This is a genomic window from Streptomyces sp. NPDC054813, assembly GCF_053611365.1.
Genome location: NZ_JBSHAF010000024.1, coordinates 155,732 through 172,622 on the forward strand (window position 1 = coordinate 155,732; position 16,891 = coordinate 172,622).

Genomic DNA, 16,891 nt, shown 5'->3' on the forward strand with positions numbered 1-16,891 from the left:
GACGGTTCCTGGCTGGAGCTGGGCCGGCTGGCCGAGCCGGAGGACGTCGACCGCCTCCTGTGCATCATCGACGGCTGCCACGCCGGCTCCACGCCGCGTCGCGCGTGAGCCCCGCCGCGGGACTCAGTAGACCGTGACGTCCCAGTGGTTGCCCTCGTCGCAGTAGAGGTTGCCCGAGGCGGCCTGCCACTGGGGGTAGCCGTCGCCGCGGTAGCCGATGTAGGTGAAGCTGTTGTGCACATAGCCGTCGAGACAGGAGTTGTGCGCCAGATCGACCTTGTAGCCGTTGTAGTGGCTGTAGGTGCCGGAGGCGTGGCCGACCTCCGTGCCGCCGGTGATGTTGACGGCACAGCCGCTGGCCCGCTTCAGCGTGATCATGGCGTCGACCGTGCCGGAGTTGATCTGGTCGAACGACGTGCACGTCGAGTTGGAGCGAGTGGTGCAGTTGCCGCTGGAGCTCCAGGTGATGCCCGCGGCGGAGAGTTTCGCGGCCGCGGCCGACTGGGTCATCTTGGTGCCGCTGGCCTGGGCGGCCGGAGCCGCCACGGCGAGAGCGGCCGCCGTGAGCAGAGCGGGGACGACGAGCCGGCGAGGACGGATGGGCACGGAGCCTCCTGTGGTGGGGGAGGGGCGGGACCTGCTGGCCTGGCGCCCCTACGCTAGCGGGAATCGACGGTGGGACAAGTACGCGTCGTCGCCCCGCTCTTGGACCGGACGCCGTCCGTGCGGGGGCGAACGGCCGGCTGCTGCTCGCCGCGCAGCCCTCCCCGGCACACCCCCGGCCGCCCGGGCACACTCCCGCACTGAGCCGGCGCGGAGACCCTGCCCGGCACGGTCGGGGAAACCCGGCCACCCCGCCCGGGTTTGAGCCGCCCGACGCTGCCCGAAAGTGTGAAAGTCCCGGTCGGACGGCGTGTCGCGGTGTCCTGGCCCGGCACGCTTCGACTCCCGGAGGCGTGCGCGGAGATCAGGAGGCTGATGTGGACCGAGGGCAGGAGCGGACTCCGTTACGGCACCGGGCGCGTTACCTGTTCGACAGGACACTCGCCCGCAGCACGGGGACCCTGCTCGGCTGGCTCGCCGTCAGCTGCCTGGCCGTCGTCGTCCCCGTCAGCACCCTGCTGGTGTGGACCGATCCCGACGCGCCGCACTCCTTCTCGGGCCGCCTCGCCCAGGTGTGGCGCACCAGCGCGGAGACACTGCGGCTCGGCGCGGTGACGGGCGCGCCGGCGCGGATGCTGCTGTCCGTCCTGCTCGGCCTGATCGCCCTGTTGTGCGTGTCGACCGTCGTCGGAGTCGTCACCACGGGCCTCGGCGAACAGCTCACCGAGCTGCGCCGCGGCCGCTCCCGGGTGCTGGAGCGCGACCACGACGTGGTCATCGGCTGGAACGACCAGATCGTCACCGTGATCCGCGAACTGATCGCCGGACGGGCCGGCGGCGGACGGCAGGTGATCACCGTGCTCGCCGACCGGGACCCGGCCCAGACGCGGACGGCACTCACGGCCGCTCTGGGCGTCACCGAGGGCGTCCGGCTGGTCTGCCGCAGCGGCACGCTCACCGACCCCGAGGACCTGGCACTGGTCACACCGGCCGCGGCCAGGGCGGTGGTGGTACTGCCCGCCGAGGACGCCGCCGGCGACCTGACGACCGTACGAACCCTGCTGGCGCTGCGCACCCTGCTGGCCGACGGGTCCGGGCCGCGGGTGGTGGCGGTGGTGCACGACGGCCGCTATCTGCCCGCCGCGCGGCTGGCCGCCGGGCCGCGTGGCACGGTCCTCGAAACCGACCGGACCGCCGCACGGTTGCTCGTCCAGTCCGCGCGGCGCCCGGGGATGCCGTCGGTCCTGCGTGACCTCCTCGACTTCTCCGGGGCCGAGTTCCATGTGACCGACGCCCCGGAGGCGGTCGGACTCTCCTTCGAGGAGGTCGCCCTCCGCCTCGACACGTCCTGCGCCGTCGGGCTGCTGCGGCGGGACGGCCGGCCCCTGCTCACCCCGGCGCCCCGAACGGTTGTGGAACCGGGCGACCGGCTCGTCACCGTCGCCCACGACGACCGGGCCGCCCCGCTCCTTGACCGCTGGGCACCGGTCGACACGATGGCAGTCGCACCGCCCGGGCCCGTGCCCGAACCGCCCTCCCGGCTCCTGCTGTTGGGCTGGAACCGCCGCGCACCGATGATCGTGGACGCCCTGTGCCGAACCGTCCGTCCGGGCTCGTCGCTCGACGTCGTCACGGACCCGGGTACCGACCTCGAACTCGCCCTCGCGCGGCAGGTACCCCCCGGCCCCGACGCCGGCACGCCGGCGCTCGCCGTCACGCACCACACCCGCGACCTCGCCGCCCCCGAGGCCTTGCACGGCCTCGAACTGTCCGCATACGACAGCGTGATCGCCCTCGGCACGGACCACGGGACCGCTCCCGAGGGCTCCGACGCCCCGACCCTGCTGGCGCTGTTGACTCTGCGGGCGTGGGAGGAACAAACGGGCCGGGTGCTGCCGGTGGTGGCGGAGATTCACGACCGCCGCAGTGGCACGGTCGCCCCGCTCGGCCACGCCTCCGACGTCGTCCTCCGGGGGGAACTCACCGCCCTGGTCATGGCCCAGATCGCGCACGCCCCCGAACTCGCCGCCGTGTTCGAGGAGATCTTCACGGTGCGCGGCGGAGCGCTCGCCCTGCGCACGGCCGACCACTACGTACTGCCGGGTTGCGAGGCCGCGTTCGCCACGGTGGTCGCGGCGGCACTGGAACGCGGCGAGTGCGCGATCGGCTATCACGCGCACATTCCGCGGGCGGCCCGCCGGTACGGAGCCGTCCGGCTGTCTCCGGGCAAGTCCGAACGGCGTGTGTGGCACGCCGAGGACGAGGTGCTGGTGCTGACGGCGGGGCCGGGCTGCCCCGGCGGCGCCGACCCCGGGCGGCGGGTCCTGCCCGGTCCGAGACCGCAGCGGTCCGAGCCCGGCGGACCGGGCGAGGAAGCGGGCCTGCGCTGAGCAGAGGACTGCGTCCGACGGGACGGCAGAGGTCGGCGAGTCAGGCTGCGGCCTCCTCGGGACGGGTGAAGCGGAGGGTGTCTCGCGGGGCGAAGCGGGGATCGCGTGTACGGCGTTCGATCTCCTGGCGGCGGCCCCGTGCTGGGATCAGGACCACCGGGCCGGGTTCTCTCGGCTCAGCCACCCCCTACAGGTCTCCCGGTTGCAGCCGAACAGGACCTCACGGGTGCCGGAGCGCCGCAACGACCGGCGCAGTGCAACGGGCCGCCTACGCGGTGGACGGACAGGCCGACGACGACTTCCGCCGCGCCGAAGCTCGCTGCGTTCAACTTGCCGTCCGAACTGCGTACGCGATAGCGGCATTTGGTGACCTGGGCGTTCAGCGTCTGCGTCGCCCACGGCTGAGCGAGCGGGGTCGCACGACACCGGCAGCCGACTGGCGGAATAGGGCAGCCCCGCGTGACAGGCGCCTCTGAGGCCTCCGGAGTGTGGACACGGGGTTCATGCTGCGGTCCGGGGCGGGCGGCGCCAGCCGGCCGGAGACGGTGGTGCGTCTGCGGCGCCCGCAGGTACCGGTGCTCGATTCCGTTGAGTGCTCTCTGAAAGCTCCGAGGTAATGGTCAGCCCCGCCAGATGAGGAATTCGTGGGCTATCGCGATCAGAGCGCGTGCTGCGGCGCTGGACGTGCGCTCGGAGGGAGCGGCCAGGGAGAACGGCCAGTCCAGGTTGACGTCGTCGACGGTCAACGTGGCGACGTCCTCGGCTTTGGCGAGGGCGGGCCGTGGCAGTAGCGCCACGCCCAGACCGTTGCGGACGTAGGCCACGCCGGTGGGGAGGTCGGTGATCTCGAGGGCGACGCGACGGGGCACGGAGGCGGCGGCGAAGGCCTGATCGGCGACCGTCCGGATGCCGTAGCTCACGGGGAAATCGACGAAGTCCAGGCCGGCCAGTTCGGCGATCGGCACGGTGCGGCGATTCGCGAGCGGATGGTCGGCCGGCACGACGAGGTCGAGCACCGAGGTGGCGAGGTCGGTCAGCGTGACGCCTGTCGGGGCCGGTCCGGGCAGGGAGACGAAGGCGAGGTCGAGCCGCCGTTCGAGGAGGGCGTCGACCAGGCCCTGGGAGCCGGAGGCGGCGGCGCTGGTCTGCAGGAGCACGCCGGGATGACGCCGATGGAACTCACCGAGGAGCGCGGGAAAATCGATCAGCCCGACCGTGGTCATCGTGCCCAGCCGCAGGGTGCCGCGCAGCCCTCCGCGGACCTCGGCCACCGCGTCGACGGCTTCCCGGGCAGCGTCGAGAGCGGCAAGGGCGCGCGGGAGCAGGGCAGCACCGGCATCAGTGAGCTGGACGCGCTTGGTGGTCCGTTCCAGCAGCGGTGTGCCCAGTTCCCGCTCGAGGTTCTTGATCGTGGCGGAGACCGCGGACTGGACGACGTGCAGCCGTGCGGCGGCACGGGTGAAGTTCGCTTCCTCGGCGACGGTGACGAAGTGTTCGAGTTGGCGCAGTTCCACGCTCCCAGTGTCCTCCAGGGCCCCCGATTTATCTCTCGGCGAGATCAGTCCAGTCACCGACTTTCGTTGGACAGCGACCGTTGCGGTCAACGATCCTGTTTATCGGAGGAACTGCTCCAAGCAGGAACTGACTCATCATGGGAGGCCCGTGCTGCTACTCCCCTGTTCGGACAGGCTTCCCGACAAAGCGACGCGGTAATTACCCGGAAGCTGGGAGAATGCTTCGCTGGTAAGAGCGCGAAGTGCTGTGCCGGCCGTCGAGGAAACGTGTCCGTCACGATCAACGGACTGGTCGCCGAGGCGCTCGATATCGTCCCCGACGACGTCTTCATGCCACTGATTACGGTGTCGAACGCGAATTTCTCGTTCGGACAAGGGGAGCTGAAATTTACCTAAGGCGTGCCGTAGTGGTGAATGCCAAGGGACGTCCAGGCGTCCCGAACTCGGAAGCATTCCGAATCAATCCAGGAACGAGGAGACAACCGCCATGACCACACCGAACAAGCCCACTGGTGGGTCGAGGAACCAGGCGCCCCACCTGGACTACTACCCGGAGTGGCTCGACAATCTCGCCGACGACGTCATCCTGCAGGGCAACTTTGCCAACGGTGAAGTTCTCGGCAAGGAAAAGGTAGGGAAGCTGCTGGGATTCGCGCGAAGCAACTACGCCTTCCAGGACTTCCGCTTCTTCGGCAAGCGCGGCGAGCTCTTCCTGGAGGACTACCGCTCCACCATCCGTGGTAGCGAGATCTACCGCCCGGGCGGAATCGAGATCTACAACTTCGTCGTCGTGTACTTCAACGAGGCGGGCGAGACCAGTCAGCTCGTCATGAACCACCGGCCGCAGTCAGCCGCCCTGCTGTTCTCGTCCTTGCTGGCGAAGCACTTCGGTGACGAGTTCGGCTCGGACCTCTTCTACGACGGCGATGTCAGCGATCGGCTGCTCGATCACGACCTGTCCCGCGGTCAATGGCCGTCGTCGCCCCGTTGACTTACGACGCTGTTCGTCAGCCGACCGAGCTCGGGTGTGTCAACGTGAAGGCCCTGCCTCACCAAGAACCGCCAACACAATGAGGTGGCCTGCCGGTGGTTGCGTTTCTGGCTTCCTGGCACAGGTCAGGAGTCTGACACCAGTAGTCGATATCCGAGTCGGTGGTGTCGAGTGCGAACAACTGCGGACCGTTTAGCAGGCGCGAGGTGCGAAATTGGCGGCGCGGGCGAGGAGGTGGGCTGTCTGGCTTCCAGCCCGTACGGCGTGGTCGGCGTGGCTGGGTCTGCAGCGGCGGGACTCGGGGTCGTACTCGGTCATGATCACACCGGCGTGGTCGGTGTCGGGCTCGTCGAGCGAGGTCGGCCAGCCCCGGTGCTGAAGAGCCGCATGGAGTTGGCGTGACTGTTGGACGTCCACGACCGGATCAGCAAATCCGTGGATCAGCCAGACAGGGATGGCCGACAGCGATTCCTCGGCCCTTGTCAGTTCGTCGATCGGGGCGCGGCCCGTCAGCGGTTCCGGTCGGGTGTAACCGCCGGCGATGCCGACGACGGCACGGGGTCTCCAGCCGTCGAGTGCGCAGGGGTTCACGGCGGCAGCCATCGCGGCCTTGCTCCCCAGGGACCAGCCGGCGAGCGCGATCCGTCCGGTGTCCCCGCCGAATTCGGCTGCGTTCTGCTGGACGAACATGGCGGACTCGCGTAGGTGGGTTCGACCGCTGTCGTCGGCGTCCGGCCGCCAGTCCGGGACGAAGCACACGACACCCAACGAAGCCGCGGCGCGGGCGAGCGGCGCGAGAACGTCCCGCTCTTCGGGACCTCTTGCGTGCCAGAGCAGCACGACCGGCGAAGCCGCCGATGCAGTGGCAGGCCGATACACGTCCAAACGCTGTCCACCGGCTCCATATACGAGCCCGCTCACCACAGCGACATCCACGGTCAATACTGCCCGCCCCGTTCTGCACGACGTCCTGGCGCATCGCGCGCCCGGCCCCGACCCTACCGATCCGGCTGCTCACCCAGGTCCTCGCGGACAGGGCGAACCCTGCCTGATGCGGCGAGGAGTTGGTGATCGCCGAGCGGGTGCTGCACCGTCTGGCCGAGCAGGACCGCATCGAGGTGGAGGCTGCCGTCGCGGCGGCTCCGGTGAAAGCGCAGGTGGCGCGGCGGGTGGTGCTGCGCCGTGACTCGGAGATCATCGCCTGCCGGCACGACAGACTCGCCGCCCGCCTCCGTGCGGCCGGCCTCGGCGCGATCGCAGACCTCGGCTTCGTCGGCCCCGACGACAGCGGTCCGGACGCCGACCCGGCGGTGATCACCGGCTACAAGGCCGCCCGGAACCGGCCCCTGACCCGCGGCCAGAAACTGTCCGACAAGGCGCTGGCCGCGGTCCGGGCACCGGTCGAGCACGGCTTCGCGCGCCTGAAGAACCGGCGCGTGCTCGGGAAGGTGCGTACCGACCCGAAGTGGGCGCCGCGCTGGTGCGGGCCCTGCTGGACCTGACGAACCGCGAAGTCGCCCGCTTACCTGACCGACGATCTTCACGAGAGTGTTCCGCCCGTGACCAGCCCGAGTTTTCCGAAGCCCACGCAAACCAGCCCACTTGGCCAGCAGCTTTCACGATGAACGCCATTCAGTGCTGCCCCGGCAGATTGCCGGGGCAGCACTGAGGTCAGTCGAGAGGCCGACTTACTGCTTGTCGGTGAACTGCGGGTCCGCCTTCTGGTTGTAAATCTCCGCGCCGGATGCGTTGTAGGCATGGACGTAGGGGTTGGGACCCGCATAGTGCGGGCTGGGGTCGTCGGTGGAGACAGCCGCCGCGTAGACGAACGCGCCGCCTGCCATGACCGCCGGGTACTGCTTCGGGTTGTCGCCGTAGCTGATGGTGATCTTGGCAATGTCGGATGTGTAGTGCCCGGCGCCCAGCATGAGGTACCGCCCCTTGCCGGCGGGCGCCAGGGTGGAGTCGAAGTACTCGATCATGTGACCGGTGCCCCACAGGCGATTGTTGATGAACGTGGGCGGGGAGTCCTGACTGTTGCCCTTGTCGCCCTTTGACTCGCATTGCACGTACTGATCGGCTGAGTCGACGGCTATGACCACGCCGTCCCAGTCCTGCGAGGCGATGGGTGCGCGGACCGCGACCACCGCGTGGAATCGCGCTGCATCCGAGCCCAGGCAGGAGGCCAGGATCTTCGCGACGGTCCCGGCGTCGATCGGGGTCGTCGTCCCGCTGGTGATGGAGAATGCGTCCGGGGCGGAACTCGCGCGAGGCGAGGACGACGCCGAGCCGGCTCCGGCCGACGTGGAGCCGTGCGTTGTGTTCGGACTCGGTGACGCGGCGGCGCTCGTCGGGTTTCCGGCGGGGTCGGCGAGAAGCGGCTTGGCATCCCCTATCCCGCTGAAGACGGCCACGACTGCGACGCTCATCGCCGCAACGCCGGTGGCGACGCCTAGCGGCACCCCCCACCTGCGTCGCAGCGAATCACGGTTGTTCTCTGGGCCGATCTTCATCAGTAGCTCCTCTCGGGTCCGCCGGTGGTTCGGCAGATCACGATCGGAAGGAGCCGCAGGAATGCCCGGCGTGTGATTCATCGTGCGACCTCTTCCGCGTTGACGGGATTGTTCGAACTGAATGACGCTGGAGCCGCAGCTCCGTCAACGAGGTCGGCCCCCAGCCTCCGCCGCGCCCGGTGCAGTCTGGACTTCACGGTTCCGACCGCCACTCCCAGCGCTGCCGCAGCCGCCTGCTGATCCAGGCCCGACCACACGCAGAGCTCGACGACGTCGCGTTCGTGGCGCGGCAGCCGAGCCAACGCCCGGTGGATTTCCGACATGCGACGCTCGTCGTCGACCAGGCCGGCGACGCGCTCCGCGTGGTCGCCCACCGGCTCGTCATGCGGGACGAGCCTGCGCAGCAACGCCTCGCCCCGCCTCAGCCGCCGCCTGGTGTTCGACAGCAGGCGGTCTGCGATGCCCAGCAGCCACGGCAAGGCCGAGTCGCGGTCCAGCACCGTCTCCGATCGCCGACGCCAGGCGTGCAAGAACACGGTCGACGTGAGGTCTTCGGCTTCGGACCAGTCGGCCGTGCGCCGGAACAGGTGGTTGTAGACGGTCTTCCCGTGACGGTCGAACATCCGACCGAACGCCTCCCGGTCGCCGTCGACGGCCCTCGCCCACAGCTCTCGGTCAGATATCCCTCCGACCGGTACGGCGGGACCAGCATCGTTCAGTTCCATGCTCTATACGTGTCCGGCAACCGGCCGAAGGTTCCCGCTGAGCTGGCTCCGCTTTGTCGGACGGATCTGGCCGTGCTGTGAAGACGCGTCTTCAGTCGATATGTCGTCACTCCAGTCCATTTGCGCGCTTCGCCTGCCCCCTGGAGGCGCTACTCGTTCACGCGGAATGTATCGGGCTGCCAATGACGGGGCGGCAGCGAGGATCGGGTCGAAGGGCGGCACTCTGGCCCACCTCCTCAGTGCGGCGGATCTCGCGGACGGGAACGCCAGACCGTCCCCGGACGCGGTGGTGGTGGTTCACCGGGGCAGTCCGGCCATCAGGGTCTTCGGGTGGATCTCGGGCGACCGCTACCGCCTCGGCCGCAGCCGCCAGAGCGCGTACTCCATCACTTGCGGGTCCTGCGACGACAAGACCGGCAACTCCGCCGCGCTCGGGGCGGACTACGTCTCCGCGCGGGCGGTGGGCCGGCTGGAAGGGTGCGCCGATCGAGTGGTGGTTGAGCCGGAGCTGCCCAGGCAGTGCTACTCCTCGCTCGCCGTTGTCGTCGAGGACCCCGGCCCTTTCTGTCTCACCGGCGACAATCACCGAGGCGTCATCTACCAGGCCACAGCGGTACTGGCACCGGACCGCGATGTCACGTTCGTGCGGTGGGGCTACCTCGGCGCGTCACTGCCGATGCGCGCGACGATAGGCAGCACCTCGAGCCGTCGCTGCCTCACCGACGGCGACTGACTGCCCCAGGGCCACCGGGTGCACCCGCGTACGGGCCTGGATGCTGCAAATGCGGGGCTCAAAGTGCGTTTTGTTCGAAGACCGGCGTCAAGCTCCCTGGTGCAGATGGCGGGCTCACCTCCAGTCGGCATCCGGGTTGCTCGCGGCTCCTAGCCCCGTTCGGGCACCTCCAGTTAGAGGCTCTAGCGAACACGATTGCCTATCACTCCCTATTCGTGTTAGAACTTCTAACGAACGCGACAACCCCTTAGGGGGGTGCGGGCAACCACCTCAGCTCCGACCTGCGGAGTCCGGGGATTGCCCAAGCTCTGCGCCGCCGCCGAACCCCGCAACGGCTTCGGTACCCGGCGAAAACCGCACTTCCCGCCATCTCACGGACCATCACCAGGAGGACCGCCATGATGAACTTCCGTTCCACCCGCGCTGTAGTCACTCTGATCGGCGCCACGGTCACCACGGCTGCTCTCGGTACCACCGCCTTCGCCGCGCAGCCTGCCGGTCGGCACCTGCCCAGGGTCGTCACCGACTGGTCCGCCGCCTGGAACGGCACCGACCCCGATGCGCTCGGCTCCCTGTTCACCGCCGACGGCACCTACACCGACCAGGGCATAGGCGTCACGTTCCACGGCCGTCAGGAGATCGCCGGTTGGAAGGCCCGCACCGACAGCCTCATCGAGAACGTTCACGTCACCGTGCGCGCCGCCCACCGGGACGGCCGCCACATCACCCTCGAGGGCGTCTACGCCGGCCACATCAAGGGCGCGCCCAAGCCGTTCGCCGTGCCGCTGGCGACCCTGCTCAACACGGATGGTCGCCGGATCGCCGCCGACCAGGACTTCTACAGCCTGGGCGCGGTCCTCGCCCAGTCCGGCCTCCCCGTCGACTGGACCCCGCCGACCCCTTGAACCGTCGGGCCACCTCCCGGTCACTTCACGGCCTCGATCAGAACGACGGCTGCGAACCGGACTTGCTCACGCCGAGCCTGTCCCTCAGCCGGCAGCCCACCGCCGTCGGGATACCTCAACCTTCGGCACAGCGCGGCCCACAACAGCTGTCACCAGTCGTCAGCGGGCGCGCCGGCTCGCCGAGGACCCCGGCCGCCGCGGCCTCGGCGAGCGGCCCCGCCGTGTGTTGCAGGCCGTGGGCATCCCTGCGGGCAATCCGGTACAGCACACACTGGCGAAGCGGCCCCTCGGGCACGCTTGGATCCTCGAAGTCGTCGGCCGGATCCCGGGTCATGCCGATCCGGCGCATCACTGCCTGGGAACGGAGGTTGTGGACGGTCGTCGACGCCACCACCTCCCGCAGCCCGAGAGCCTCGAAACCGAAAGCCAGACAGGCCAGGGCAGCCTCCGTGGCGTAACCGTGCCCCCACGCCGAACGCATCAAGCGCCAACCGATATCCACCCCCGTGAACGGCATGTCCTCGCCCACCTCGTCCAAGCCGGCACGGCCGATGAACTCACCAGTCTCCCGTGCTTCGAGCGCCCACCACCCAAAACCGCGCTCGTCGAAGTCGGCCTGCATGAGTGCCACCGCGGCATCGCTCTGCTCCCGCGTCAGCAGTTCCCCCAGGTGTTCTCGGACTTCAGGATCGGCGTTCATAGCCGCCCACGGTTCGAGGTCGGACTCCCGCCACCGGCGGAGCAGAAGACGACCGGTTCGCAGCTCTGGCATGCCACCCAGCCAATCCGATCAAGATCAGCGTGTCGATCGGTTATGTCGAACCCCTACGGTGCTCGTCCATGCCAGACCCGCTGCGCAGACCCTCACGGCCTACCACCACCCGGCGGCACACCATCCCGTCACGACCCGAAGTAACCCGCACAGTTAAAGACCTCCAGCAGTTGCCGCCGTACGTTCCCGAGCTCAACCCCGACGACGGCGTGTGGTCGCACCTGGAGGGATCTCTGGCCAACCTCACCAAAGACAGCCTCGATCAGCTCACCGTGCTGGTGAAGCCGCGACTCAAACGGATGCAGTACCGCCCCCGCCTCATCCAGGCTTTCATCGTCAGGACCGGGCTCGACTTCCAGCTGTGATTGAGCGTTGTTGTCGGCCCGTTCGGCCGACTACAACGCTCAGCAGCACAGGGAGATGGCCTACGGCAGGGCTGTGAGCTCGGCTTTCTCCAGCCAGTCGATGTACCAGCGGGCGAACGTCACCGGCATACCGTCGTCGTCGAGGAGCGGGGCGAGGTCGACGTCGTCTACCCGGCAATCGGACCAGATCGTGCCGCGGTGGCTGCCGTTGATGATCAGCCACTCTCTTTGGGCGCAGCCCAGGTGGGAGATCACGATCGCGCCGGCAGTGCGCTCCGGGGCGAACATGACGACCTCCCACCGGTCGTCCCACGCTTCGATGGCGTCGTCGAAATCCTCGATGTCGTCGAAGTCCTCTTCTTCGGGACGTTGGGCAAGAACCTCGTCGAGTAGCTCCGGATCCGGACCCTGGTCAGGAAACGGCTCGGCAAGCCTCGCCAGGTCAGCCAGGTCCGCGCCGTCGCCCTCCCAACGCCAACGGCCCTGCACGCGCCGAACCGGGAACAGGCCGTACGCGGGGCCGGCGCCGCCCGCGCCCACGTGGAGCAGGAAGGCCCGGTATTCCTCCGGCAGTTGCACGCCTGTCTGAGCCTCGAGTTCGGCAAGCTCGCCTTGGGTGAGCGGATCCTCCACGACCCACTTGTGCCTCAGTGCGCCGAAAACCTTGTCGGCCGCATGGCCTGCACCAGCCTCCTCGACCCGCTGGCGCACGCCCGCCCACCACTGATCAGTCATGCGCAGACCGTACGTGCCGCCACTGACACCCGGGGAGTGGGGCCCATTGCTACCGCGGGAACAGTCCGGCGCCCCAAGTCCCGCTGCACGCCACGCATACCGGCCCACTGAAGGGAGCGTCAGCGATGTCCAGATGGTACTGACTTCAGCCGTTGAAGATCTCTAGTGCGCGCCGAACGGTATGCCCCCACAGGGCTCCGCCCTGGACGAACGATCGCTGGAAGAATGCGGAGATGTTCATCGTGGGCGGGACGAGTGGGATGCCGAAGTCGAGGGCCTGGCCGCAAGCAGCTGCGCCGGCCGTCGGCACGAAAGGGATCTGAGGATCGTCGGCTCGCTGTCTCTTGGTTCGGCAGGCCCTTTACGTGCCCGGAATTGTGGCTTCCACCACGGCGTGTCTGATCTTGTTCTGATGAGATCGCCGGGTGCTCGGTTTCCTCCTCCGTCTTCTGCCGTTCTGGGTCCGTGAGCCCTTGCTCATCACGGTCGGGTCCATTCTCGGCGTACGCATCATGTGTCTCGCTGTCCGTGATCACGATGGGGTCGCGGCCGGTCTCGGCGTGGTGTTCCTCGTGTTCACCGCAATACGCGTCTTCGCGGTGGTCCGGGCCCTGCGCGCACGCCGGAAGCCGGGTCCGGCAACTTCCGCTGACTGGGCGGCGGTCGGTGCCGTCCCCCAGGTTCAGGCCGGAACCGGGCCGCGTCCCGCCCCGGACATCCAGGACAAGGACCACAATGCATGGGGCCAGGCCGTGGCGGCCGTGGCTGTGTTCGGGGCACTGGGGGCCGCGCTGTGGGTGGTTCCGCGCGTGATGCCGTCCGGCGAAAGCACTCCGCAGCCCGCTTCGTGTTCGGGCGGGGAACACGAGGAGCTGCCGAAGGCCTACAAGCAGACGCCCCAGCCTGTGACGGGTGAAGAGCTGTGCAAGGCGCTCAACCGGCCAGACCTGGCCGAGCTCCTTGGAACGCCCGGAGAGACCGCGACCGCTGCTTCCGGCACCAGCGACACGGCTCCTCTGACGGATGGGAAAGTCGCCCAACCGGAGGCCGAGGTCACGTTCGACACGTACACCGTGAATGTCTCGGCCACTTACAACGAGCTGCCGACTGCCCAGTACGTGAAGCTCATGAAGTTCGGGGATGAGCGGGACATCAAGACCCTTACGGTTCTCGGCCGACCCGCGGTCTTCTCCTCAGATCACACCATGAAGTTCGAGATCAATCTCGGGAGTGGCGGATCCGGCGGTCCGGTCGAACAGGGCCCCCTGGCCAGGACGCTGTCCGTGGCCCTGGACCGTCATGACCGGGGCGGCTACTGCGACATCACGGTGTGGAGTACGTCCGGAGCCCTCCCGGACGACAGCGTTCTCCTCGGCATCGCTGGGAAGGTTCTTCCGAGGATCCCCGAACGGCCTGCCTGACGAGACGCTCGCCGGGCTTCACCTGCGTGCCTCGGTGATCTGGATCAAAGATCTCACCCGAACCAGAGCCAAGAGCTGCGCAGTTCATCGAGGGCCATAGCTTGTCGGGATCGCAGTTGTGGCTCTCGGCGGCAGCTGCATTCCCGGATGTCGGGATTGCGGTGGCCCGCTGCCGCCCGGGGAGTGGGGATTGCGCGCCACCGGCGCGGCGTCGGCCCGCGGGCTCAGACGAGGGCGGCGACCAACAGGGCGAAGGCGGCGATGATGACGGCGACGCGGACGTAGTGGAAGCGGTCCCAGCGGTTCATCTGCTCCTTCCAGTCCTCGGGCCGGTTCTGGGGGGTCCACGTCTTCCCCCGGTTGTTGATCGGGACGAGCAGCAGGAGCGACATGATCACGCTGAGGATCAGCAAAGCGCCGGCGGTGACGACGAGGCCGGCGCCGGGGTGGTGCCATCCGGCGATGGCCCAGACCGCGACGAGGACGAGCGAGCCGATGTACCAGAACGGCATCAAGGCGCCCAGCATCCGGCCCCCGTGGGCGCGGCCGAGTTGGCCACTGTCCTCGGGGAGGGCGTCGAGGATCGGGTTGATGACGAAGGCGACGGAGAACTCCACCCCCACCATCAGGCCGACGACCACGGTGGTGAAGACCTCGAGTGCGTTGAGCATGATGACCCTCCCAGGATCTAGCGGTGCTAGATGATGAGGCAACGCTAGCTCTGCTGGCGCTCGATTGTCTAGCGGTGCTAGGGACGTACCGTCTGCCAGATGACCGACGACGCCGTCATCTGGAACCGGCTTGCCGCTTTGCTGCCGGCGGCCGAAGCCCAGGAAGTCAAAGACTGCTGGGACATCGGAGAGCAGGAGGCGGGACTTGGCCTGCTTGTCTCCGGCATCCTTGGCCATCAGGTGCCGATCAGTGAGACGGTCAGGGCCCAGATGTCCGTCCTCGCGGAGACCTGGGGTGAGCGGGAGGCCCTCACATCCCGGATCCTGCAGTGCCGTGATGAAGGCGAACCGGGCCCCCTGAAACTGGTCGGAGGCGACGGAAGCATCGTCCCCGAGGCAATGGGTGGGGCCGAACAGGACCTGGCCGGTCTCGTCCTCGTCCCCTGGATCGTCTGCACGCGATGCGGCCAGGTCCTGATGCGCGCCCATGTCCGGGAAAGCTGGGGAGATCTCTCCTACCAGACGCGGCGCTACGTGATCACGACGCCGAACAGGGCCACCGTCTTGCAGCTGTTCCCTGGCGACTCCGTCGGCGCGGCCCTCGTTTCCCTCCAGCGTGCGTGCTCAGACGCGCCATGAGAAACGACGGCTACTGCTTGACTTCACGTATTGAGACACCCCAGGACGCGACGACCGCTCCAACCGTTCCCTGAGCGAGGAATGGGTGGACATCACCAGACCACACCGGCGAGGGCCGTGCCAGCGCCAGCGATGGCTACCTGGACCGCCGCACCTACGTGCGGAACACCAACGCCGACACCGCGACCCTCCGCAACAACCACAACCGCTTGGTCGACCAGCCCACCTGGGGACGGCAACGCGGCGACCACCGCAACGCCGCGACCATCCGCCGCTGAGCGAGCGGTCGGCGCCGGCGACCCGTGCCGGAAGCGGTTCCCGGCGCCTCCGGTCACCGGTGGCGCGTCCGTTGCGGGCGGCCGCGTGGACGTACCAGGTGCCGTCAGCCCGTGCGCAGCCGAGGGTGAGGAGGAGCCTTCCTCATCCTCGGCTGCGCACTGATCTGCTGGAGACGCTTGAACTCATCCCGATAGAGGTTCTTGCTCCGACACGATTGGTGGCAGCGGTTCACGAGCTGCGTGCCAGGCAGGGGGGAGGGCAGTGACGCCTGTGCGGGCGGCGATCACCCCGCCCGCGATGGCGCAGGTGGTGTCGATGTCGCCGCGCCCGGCGACCGTGAGCCACAGGCCCTCGTGCAGGTCGTCGAGGTGCCCCGCCGCGCACCACAGGGCGTAGGGGACGGTGTCAGGTCCGGACATCCTGTAGCCGGAGCCCAGGACCTCCGCGGCGTGCCGGACCGAGGTGTGCTCCGGCATCCGGGCCGCGATCCGCACTCCCGACCGGACGTCGCTGTCGGGGAGTCGTTCGGCGACTGCCTGAAGGAAGTCCGGGCGTGCGGGGGCAGGCCCGCCCCGGCTGCGTGTTGCCAGCGCTGCGGCGAGGGCGACCGCCACTGCCGCGGTGATCGCCTCCGGGTGGTGGTGAGAGACCGCGCCCTGGGAGGCGGCCTGTTCGGCGACGACGTCGAGGTCGGCGGCGTGCCAGGCGCCGAGCGGGGCGGCGCGCATGGCCGCGCCGTTGCCCCAGGAGCCCTGGCCGCCGAACTGTCCGGCGACCACCTCCCGCCAGGGCTCGCCCGCGCCGATCCGACGGAGCACGTCATGCATGGAGGCTCCGTAGCCGCGGTGGGTGTCCTCGGCGTAGGCCGTCGCGAGGGCCAGGGCGAGGCGGTCCTGGTCTACGGTGCCGCCCCCCTCGGCGAGTTCGCGGACGAGTACAAGCGCCTGGACGGTGTCGTCACTCCACTGCCACAGCGGCTCCGGGGGCAGCGTCCGCGCCTCCAAGGCTGCCGAACCGTCCCGGCGCAGGATGCCGAACCAGCGGTCACCGAAGGCGTCGCCGAAGGCAAGCCCCTGCAACGAGTCCAGCGCGGCTGTGGGAATGTTGATCATCGGAGCAGTATCACAGCGCGACGGCGCTCCGGTACACCGTCTTTGGCGCGGCCATGCCTCTGATCCGGACATGGCGCCGGGCGATCGCAGTTACAGCCGGGACAAGTACCGCTGCCCAGTCCGGGACCTGGAAGTCACTGATCGCCCGCTGTTGTACCGAGCAGGGCACAGCGTCGGCGGGGGTGTCAGGCGTGCCGTCCATGGCGGGGCCCCAACCCGCTGGTAGGTGTGCGGCAGCGATTTCGACGGCTTCCTCGGCGGTGTAGGATCCGCCAATTCGTTCCCGCCCGGAGCCTTGTGGTTCGTGCAGTCGTAGCACGCGAAACCGTTCACCGTCGAGGGGGAAGATCGACGCCAGGTCCTGATATGGGCTGGTGACTCTTGTCCGGCTCGATGCGTGCGTCTGCTTGGTACTCCAGCTTTGGAGGATGTCTCATGTGGTGACTCTTCCTGACTGACGAGCACATCACGTGACCGGTGCCTGGGCTACCGTCGGCGTGGTTGCTGCGTGCCGGCGAGGTGC

17 protein-coding genes and 3 pseudogenes are annotated in these 16,891 nt (G+C 68.7%); 9 read left to right on the forward strand and 11 right to left on the reverse strand.

Annotation, left to right across the window (positions count from 1 at the left end):
* Window positions 1-123: 123 nt before the first annotated feature.
* Window positions 124-606, reverse strand: a complete 483-nt coding sequence (locus ACWGJB_RS37630; RefSeq protein WP_453384539.1) for a hypothetical protein — start codon at window positions 604-606, stop codon at window positions 124-126.
* Between the two features lie 374 nt (window positions 607-980).
* On the opposite strand from ACWGJB_RS37630, the gene ACWGJB_RS37635 reads away from it, so the two are divergent.
* Window positions 981-2,993: a CASTOR/POLLUX-related putative ion channel gene (locus ACWGJB_RS37635; RefSeq protein WP_453384540.1), complete on the forward strand. Its 2,013-nt coding sequence runs from the start codon at window positions 981-983 to the stop codon at window positions 2,991-2,993.
* Between the two features lie 620 nt (window positions 2,994-3,613).
* On the opposite strand, the gene ACWGJB_RS37640 is transcribed toward ACWGJB_RS37635, so the two are convergent.
* On the reverse strand, window positions 3,614-4,507 hold the full coding sequence (locus ACWGJB_RS37640) for a LysR family transcriptional regulator (RefSeq protein WP_453384541.1): 894 nt from the start codon (window positions 4,505-4,507) through the stop codon (window positions 3,614-3,616).
* Window positions 4,508-4,774: 267 nt separating this feature from the next.
* Between ACWGJB_RS37640 and ACWGJB_RS37645 the strand changes: the two genes are divergently transcribed.
* Both ACWGJB_RS37645 and ACWGJB_RS37650 read left to right on the forward strand, forming a co-directional pair.
* Window positions 4,775-4,903 (forward strand): hypothetical protein, encoded by a 129-nt coding sequence (locus ACWGJB_RS37645; protein ID WP_453384542.1) that lies wholly within the window; start codon window positions 4,775-4,777, stop codon window positions 4,901-4,903.
* A gap of 91 nt (window positions 4,904-4,994) precedes the next feature.
* A complete protein-coding gene (locus ACWGJB_RS37650) occupies window positions 4,995-5,498 on the forward strand; it encodes a hypothetical protein (protein WP_453384543.1) in 504 nt (167 codons plus the stop codon).
* A 192-nt stretch (window positions 5,499-5,690) separates the two neighbouring features.
* Here ACWGJB_RS37650 and ACWGJB_RS37655 read toward each other — a convergent pair whose 3' ends face one another.
* The gene (locus tag ACWGJB_RS37655) at window positions 5,691-6,377 is read right to left on the reverse strand and encodes an alpha/beta hydrolase (protein ID WP_453384544.1); all 687 of its coding nucleotides are present in this window, start codon (window positions 6,375-6,377) and stop codon (window positions 5,691-5,693) included.
* 188 nt (window positions 6,378-6,565) lie between these two features.
* On the opposite strand from ACWGJB_RS37655, the gene ACWGJB_RS37660 reads away from it, so the two are divergent.
* Window positions 6,566-7,000 (forward strand): hypothetical protein, encoded by a 435-nt coding sequence (locus ACWGJB_RS37660; protein ID WP_453384545.1) that lies wholly within the window; start codon window positions 6,566-6,568, stop codon window positions 6,998-7,000.
* A gap of 186 nt (window positions 7,001-7,186) precedes the next feature.
* Here ACWGJB_RS37660 and ACWGJB_RS37665 read toward each other — a convergent pair whose 3' ends face one another.
* Both ACWGJB_RS37665 and ACWGJB_RS37670 read right to left on the reverse strand, forming a co-directional pair.
* Window positions 7,187-7,927, reverse strand: a complete 741-nt coding sequence (locus ACWGJB_RS37665; protein WP_453384546.1) for a hypothetical protein — start codon at window positions 7,925-7,927, stop codon at window positions 7,187-7,189.
* A gap of 161 nt (window positions 7,928-8,088) precedes the next feature.
* A complete protein-coding gene (locus ACWGJB_RS37670; protein ID WP_453384547.1) occupies window positions 8,089-8,736 on the reverse strand; it encodes an RNA polymerase sigma factor in 648 nt (215 codons plus the stop codon).
* A gap of 289 nt (window positions 8,737-9,025) precedes the next feature.
* On the opposite strand from ACWGJB_RS37670, the gene ACWGJB_RS37675 reads away from it, so the two are divergent.
* Together ACWGJB_RS37675 and ACWGJB_RS37680 are read left to right on the forward strand one after the other, a co-directional pair.
* Window positions 9,026-9,469 carry a hypothetical protein gene (locus ACWGJB_RS37675; RefSeq protein ID WP_453384548.1) on the forward strand — a complete coding sequence of 148 codons (444 nt, stop codon included), beginning with the start codon at window positions 9,026-9,028 and terminating at the stop codon, window positions 9,467-9,469.
* Between the two features lie 401 nt (window positions 9,470-9,870).
* Window positions 9,871-10,374: a nuclear transport factor 2 family protein gene (locus ACWGJB_RS37680; RefSeq protein WP_453384563.1), complete on the forward strand. Its 504-nt coding sequence runs from the start codon at window positions 9,871-9,873 to the stop codon at window positions 10,372-10,374.
* Here ACWGJB_RS37680 and ACWGJB_RS37685 read toward each other — a convergent pair.
* Both ACWGJB_RS37685 and ACWGJB_RS37690 read right to left on the reverse strand, forming a co-directional pair.
* Window positions 10,369-10,493, reverse strand: a pseudogene (locus tag ACWGJB_RS37685) (IS630 family transposase); the annotation flags it as partial. The gene ACWGJB_RS37680 and the pseudogene ACWGJB_RS37685 overlap by 6 nt on opposite strands.
* Before the next feature lie 128 nt (window positions 10,494-10,621).
* Window positions 10,622-11,146, reverse strand: a pseudogene (locus tag ACWGJB_RS37690) (GNAT family N-acetyltransferase); the annotation flags it as partial.
* Window positions 11,147-11,310: 164 nt separating this feature from the next.
* On the opposite strand from ACWGJB_RS37690, the pseudogene ACWGJB_RS37695 reads away from it, so the two are divergent.
* Window positions 11,311-11,511, forward strand: a pseudogene (locus ACWGJB_RS37695) (IS630 family transposase); the annotation flags it as partial.
* A gap of 60 nt (window positions 11,512-11,571) precedes the next feature.
* Here the strand turns inward: ACWGJB_RS37695 and ACWGJB_RS37700 are convergent.
* The gene (locus ACWGJB_RS37700; RefSeq protein ID WP_453384549.1) at window positions 11,572-12,246 is read right to left on the reverse strand and encodes an SMI1/KNR4 family protein; all 675 of its coding nucleotides are present in this window, start codon (window positions 12,244-12,246) and stop codon (window positions 11,572-11,574) included.
* A 512-nt stretch (window positions 12,247-12,758) separates the two neighbouring features.
* On the opposite strand from ACWGJB_RS37700, the gene ACWGJB_RS37705 reads away from it, so the two are divergent.
* The gene (locus tag ACWGJB_RS37705) at window positions 12,759-13,667 is read left to right on the forward strand and encodes a DUF6215 domain-containing protein (RefSeq protein WP_453384550.1); all 909 of its coding nucleotides are present in this window, start codon (window positions 12,759-12,761) and stop codon (window positions 13,665-13,667) included.
* Between the two features lie 224 nt (window positions 13,668-13,891).
* Here the strand turns inward: ACWGJB_RS37705 and ACWGJB_RS37710 are convergent, their stop codons facing one another.
* Entirely contained in the window at window positions 13,892-14,338 is a 447-nt protein-coding gene (locus ACWGJB_RS37710; protein WP_453384551.1) for an anthrone oxygenase family protein, read from the reverse strand.
* A 99-nt stretch (window positions 14,339-14,437) separates the two neighbouring features.
* On the opposite strand from ACWGJB_RS37710, the gene ACWGJB_RS37715 reads away from it, so the two are divergent.
* Entirely contained in the window at window positions 14,438-14,977 is a 540-nt protein-coding gene (locus tag ACWGJB_RS37715; RefSeq protein WP_453384552.1) for a hypothetical protein, read from the forward strand.
* A gap of 461 nt (window positions 14,978-15,438) precedes the next feature.
* On the opposite strand, the gene ACWGJB_RS37720 is transcribed toward ACWGJB_RS37715, so the two are convergent.
* The gene (locus tag ACWGJB_RS37720; protein WP_453384553.1) at window positions 15,439-16,368 is read right to left on the reverse strand and encodes an ADP-ribosylglycohydrolase family protein; all 930 of its coding nucleotides are present in this window, start codon (window positions 16,366-16,368) and stop codon (window positions 15,439-15,441) included.
* Window positions 16,369-16,378: 10 nt separating this feature from the next.
* The gene (locus ACWGJB_RS37725; protein ID WP_453384564.1) at window positions 16,379-16,798 is read right to left on the reverse strand and encodes a DUF6193 family natural product biosynthesis protein; all 420 of its coding nucleotides are present in this window, start codon (window positions 16,796-16,798) and stop codon (window positions 16,379-16,381) included.
* Between the last annotated feature and the right edge of the window lie 93 nt (window positions 16,799-16,891).

Bases quoted from the DNA above. Each gene is read 5' to 3' on its own strand.
- ACWGJB_RS37650 (WP_453384543.1), top strand. From the start codon at position 4,995: ATGACCACACCGAACAAGCCCACTGGTGGGTCGAGGAACCAGGCGCCC.
- ACWGJB_RS37665 (WP_453384546.1), bottom strand. From the start codon at position 7,927: ATGAGCGTCGCAGTCGTGGCCGTCTTCAGCGGGATAGGGGATGCCAAG.
- ACWGJB_RS37670 (WP_453384547.1), bottom strand. From the start codon at position 8,736: ATGGAACTGAACGATGCTGGTCCCGCCGTACCGGTCGGAGGGATATCT.
- ACWGJB_RS37680 (WP_453384563.1), top strand. From the start codon at position 9,871: ATGAACTTCCGTTCCACCCGCGCTGTAGTCACTCTGATCGGCGCCACG.
- ACWGJB_RS37700 (WP_453384549.1), bottom strand. From the start codon at position 12,246: ATGACTGATCAGTGGTGGGCGGGCGTGCGCCAGCGGGTCGAGGAGGCT.
- ACWGJB_RS37705 (WP_453384550.1), top strand. From the start codon at position 12,759: ATGTGTCTCGCTGTCCGTGATCACGATGGGGTCGCGGCCGGTCTCGGC.
- ACWGJB_RS37710 (WP_453384551.1), bottom strand. From the start codon at position 14,338: ATGCTCAACGCACTCGAGGTCTTCACCACCGTGGTCGTCGGCCTGATG.
- ACWGJB_RS37715 (WP_453384552.1), top strand. From the start codon at position 14,438: ATGACCGACGACGCCGTCATCTGGAACCGGCTTGCCGCTTTGCTGCCG.
- ACWGJB_RS37720 (WP_453384553.1), bottom strand. From the start codon at position 16,368: ATGATCAACATTCCCACAGCCGCGCTGGACTCGTTGCAGGGGCTTGCC.